This is a genomic window from Actinosynnema sp. NPDC023658 (assembly GCF_040639995.1).
Classification (GTDB): Bacteria; Actinomycetota; Actinomycetes; order Mycobacteriales; family Pseudonocardiaceae; genus Actinosynnema.
In genome coordinates this window covers 1-3,292 of sequence record NZ_JBFAAX010000639.1, presented here as the reverse complement: position 1 = coordinate 3,292, position 3,292 = coordinate 1, and the positions used below count along the sequence as shown (strand labels likewise).

4 protein-coding genes are annotated in these 3,292 nt (G+C 69.5%); all 4 read right to left on the bottom strand.

What is annotated here, in order from left to right; all coding sequences use genetic code 11:
* Positions 1-272 (bottom strand): hypothetical protein (locus AB0G02_RS32525; RefSeq protein WP_360801857.1); only part of this gene is annotated, 272 nt, incomplete at its 3' end.
* Positions 273-606: 334 nt separating this feature from the next.
* Positions 607-804 carry a hypothetical protein gene (locus AB0G02_RS32520; protein ID WP_360801854.1) on the bottom strand — a complete coding sequence of 66 codons (198 nt, stop codon included), beginning with the start codon at positions 802-804 and terminating at the stop codon, positions 607-609.
* 42 nt (positions 805-846) lie between these two features.
* The gene (locus AB0G02_RS32515) at positions 847-1,056 is read right to left on the bottom strand and encodes a hypothetical protein (protein WP_360801851.1); all 210 of its coding nucleotides are present in this window, start codon (positions 1,054-1,056) and stop codon (positions 847-849) included.
* Positions 1,057-1,907: 851 nt separating this feature from the next.
* Positions 1,908-2,831 (bottom strand): beta-propeller fold lactonase family protein, encoded by a 924-nt coding sequence (locus AB0G02_RS32510; RefSeq protein WP_360801848.1) that lies wholly within the window; start codon positions 2,829-2,831, stop codon positions 1,908-1,910.
* Positions 2,832-3,292: the final 461 nt, after the last annotated feature.

The window sequence follows — 3,292 nt, the reverse complement described above, 5'->3', positions numbered from 1 at the left end:
CGCGCGGGTCCGGAGGCGGTGCGGGTGCCGGAGGTGATGGCGGGGTTGCTCAGCGACACGCACGGCTCGTACTGCGTGGAGCTGGAGCCGGCGACGTCCTGCGGGGTCGCGGTCAGCGGCGGGGTGTAGGTGGCGCTCTGACTGCTGGGCGGGGTGCAGGTCACGTCCAGCACCCCGGCCGACGCCGTCCCGGCCGGACCCAGAACGGTCAGCGCGAAGGCGGAGACAGCCGTCATCAGCGTGGCCATGACGGTGCGTAACGGCTTGATCATCATCGCTCTCCATTCGGGCGGCACCCGGCACCCCGTGTGAGCGCGAGCACGCGCCGGTCACCAGGGTGCTCCCGTTCGGCGGGCCGTGCCAGGGCCGAACGGGCGACCACGTGCGGACGTCCCGACAGATATCCCAAGTGGGGCAGGAATCATGCGGCAGACGGTCGCGCGCCTGACCAACATCCTTGACGTGCCGGTGTCCTCGCAGCGCCGCGTTGCGCGGTCTGCGGTGCCTGCAGCTGCCCGAACTGACGGTCCCACGGGTGATCGGCGTGGCGACTTCGCCCTGCGCCGACACCGGTGCTACGTCCACGATCATCCACGGACGCCCAGATCAGTCAACGTGTTGGAGCCCGTCACGGACGAAAGGGCTGAGGTAGTCGATGAACTCGACGTGGTTGTCGAGGTACCCGATGTGACCGCCGCCCACGAGCAGGGCCAACCGGCCACCGGGCAGCTTCCGGATCGCGCGCACCGCTTGCCGGACCGGGAACACCTCGTCGGTCACGGCCCAGGTGACCAGGGTGGGCATCCGGAGTTCGCCGAGGCGGTCGACGATGGTGTAGTTGCGGCGTTAGCCGGTCGGGCCGATGGCCGCGCGCACGGTCTGGCAGGACGTGGACAGGACTGTCCGCGCCTGCAGCGCAGGGACCTGCTCCAGCGACTGCCACGGCGAGACGCGCCAAGGGCATCGCAGTTGGAGGATGTCCAGCAGCACCAACGGGATGCCGCCGCCGGACAGCAGCAGTGTGGAGATCACGGCTTCCCACAGGGAGTCCGACATCTGGGGTCAAGGCGCCGGCCTGCGGGGCCGGGGGGCCAGGTTCGGTGATCTCGTCGAGCAGCGTCGAGGCCCGCAGAGGCGGATCGTCGACCAGTCGCGCCCGGCAGTACGCCACGTCGGCGCCCACGGCAGCGCAGCTACAGCGCCTGAGGCCCGTCGCAGATGGCGACCTGGGGTGTCGGAAGCGCGTGGCGGCCGGTGAGCGTCCTCACCGGACACCGATGAGGACGCTCACCCCGCAGCGTTGCGGTCGTCGCTACCTGCACGAACCTCGCAGCGATGTGCGCGGTGACACCGACGTGGGCACGCGGGTTTCCAGCGGCATTTCCCGCAGGGACAACGTCATCCAGGCCTCTTCGGGAGCATCGTCGTCCGCCGGATCCCTCGACCACCAGCGCCCCGCCCCGGGAACGGGTCGCGCACCCCGCGACCAGTGCAGCAGCGCGAGGCTCTGCTCGACCACCCAGTGGCAGGCGACCAGACCGGAGTCGGTGCCGCTCTGGACCGCGCCTCCAGCGTCGCCCCGACGAACTCCAGGCGGTTGAGCGATCGGACCAGGCCCAGCACAGGGGCCGAGTCGGCCCGCTGTCCGACCTTGCCCACGGCCAAGCGCGGTCGGGCGCGGAACGATTCCGGAGCGCCGCGGAACGTCCGGTCGAGGAGAGAACCGCGGACGGGCGTTGCGCAGTTGACGATCCAGGATCGCGATCCGGTGTCGTGGCGCCGGGATTTCCCCGTCCTCGTTCGGCCGCTCATGGTGAGCAGACGCAGTAGTGGAAACGTGTTGATCACGGTCAGGTAGGCCAGGGGGCCTGGGGGTGGCCGTCGAGTTTCCCGCGGCCTGATCCCGGTCAGGAGGTGACGGCGACTCCTTCGGGTGCGTCGCCGACGGGGAACGGCTTGGCGGGTTCGCCGGTTTTGGCGTCGATGACCGACACGGTGTCCGATCCGGTGTTGGTGATGTAGACGAAGCTGTCGTCGGGTGCAGCCGCGGAGCCCTCGGGCATGCGCTGGACCTTGACGACGTCGATGGGCTTGCCGGTGGGCCCGAGGATGGTGACGGTGTTCGAGCCGGTGTTGGCGACGTGTACCCGGCCGCTGGGGGTGACGGAGACGCCGAGGGGTGCGTCGCCGACCTTGGTGGTGTTGGTCGGGTGGTTGTCGTCGGTGTGGATGACGGTGACCGTGTCGCCGCCGGTGTTGGCGACGTAGAGGCGTTTGCCGTCGTGGCTGATGGCGATGCCCGCGGGGAAGACGCCGACCGGGATGGTGCCGACGGTCGTCTGCGTGCCGGTGTCGATGACGGTGACGCTGTCGCCGCCGTGGTTGGTCACGTACACCCGGGAGCCGTCGGGGCTGGCCACCGCGCTGTGCGGGAACCGGCCGACGGGGATGGTCTTGACCGGTGTGTTCGTGGTGGTGTCGATGACGGTGACGTCGTCGCGGCCGAAGTTGGTGATGTAGGCGTGGGTGGGCGTGGCGGCGACGCCGAAGGGGTTGGGGCCCACGGGCACGGTGGCGACGACGGCGAGGGTCCGGGTGTCGATCACCGAGACGGTGTTGGAGGACTCGTTGGTGACGTAGACGCGGTGCCCGGCCGGGTGCGCTCCGACGCCGGTGGGGTAGTCGCCGACGCCCAACGTGGCCGTCACCTTGCCCAGCCGGGTGTCGTACACGGTGACGTTGTCCGAGCCGCTGTTGGCCACGAACACCTGGATCCGGGTCGGCCACCGTGGCGAGGCGTCGAAACCGGTGCCCGCCACTACGGCGAGCACCGCGATGGTCACCCCCAACCGGGGCAACCGACTCGTTCGGGTAATCAATTGAGAAGACGCTGCGTGAAAACGCGCGCGTACCGAATAGACGGACATGAGCTCCCCGTTTCGGTTCTTGGAAACACGCGGGCCTTCGCTGGTCCCGCGCCTGCCGCCACGCTAACGGCCTAGCGGCGGGCAGTGCCTCTTCAACCTCTGCTTGACCCCGACTTGGGCGAGCGGTCACGCGTGGCGTTTACACCATAGGAATGACGAAATGAGAACTAAACAGGTCGAGCGCCTGCCTGCGGCCGGTGGCTCCTGCGGAGACGGACAGTTCCCAGAACAGCGCGAGTGCCCGTCAACCTGGGGTTCGCCGGCCAGGTCGGCCACAAGCACTGGTGGACGAGGCGCGCGAGCCCGGTTCGCACACCTGGGCCAGGGACGACAAGCGCCGGCAGCTGCTCCAGGCCGAGCGCGGC

Bases quoted from the DNA above. Each gene is read 5' to 3' on its own strand.
- AB0G02_RS32520 (WP_360801854.1), bottom strand. From the start codon at position 804: ATGCCCACCCTGGTCACCTGGGCCGTGACCGACGAGGTGTTCCCGGTC.
- AB0G02_RS32515 (WP_360801851.1), bottom strand. From the start codon at position 1,056: ATGTCGGACTCCCTGTGGGAAGCCGTGATCTCCACACTGCTGCTGTCC.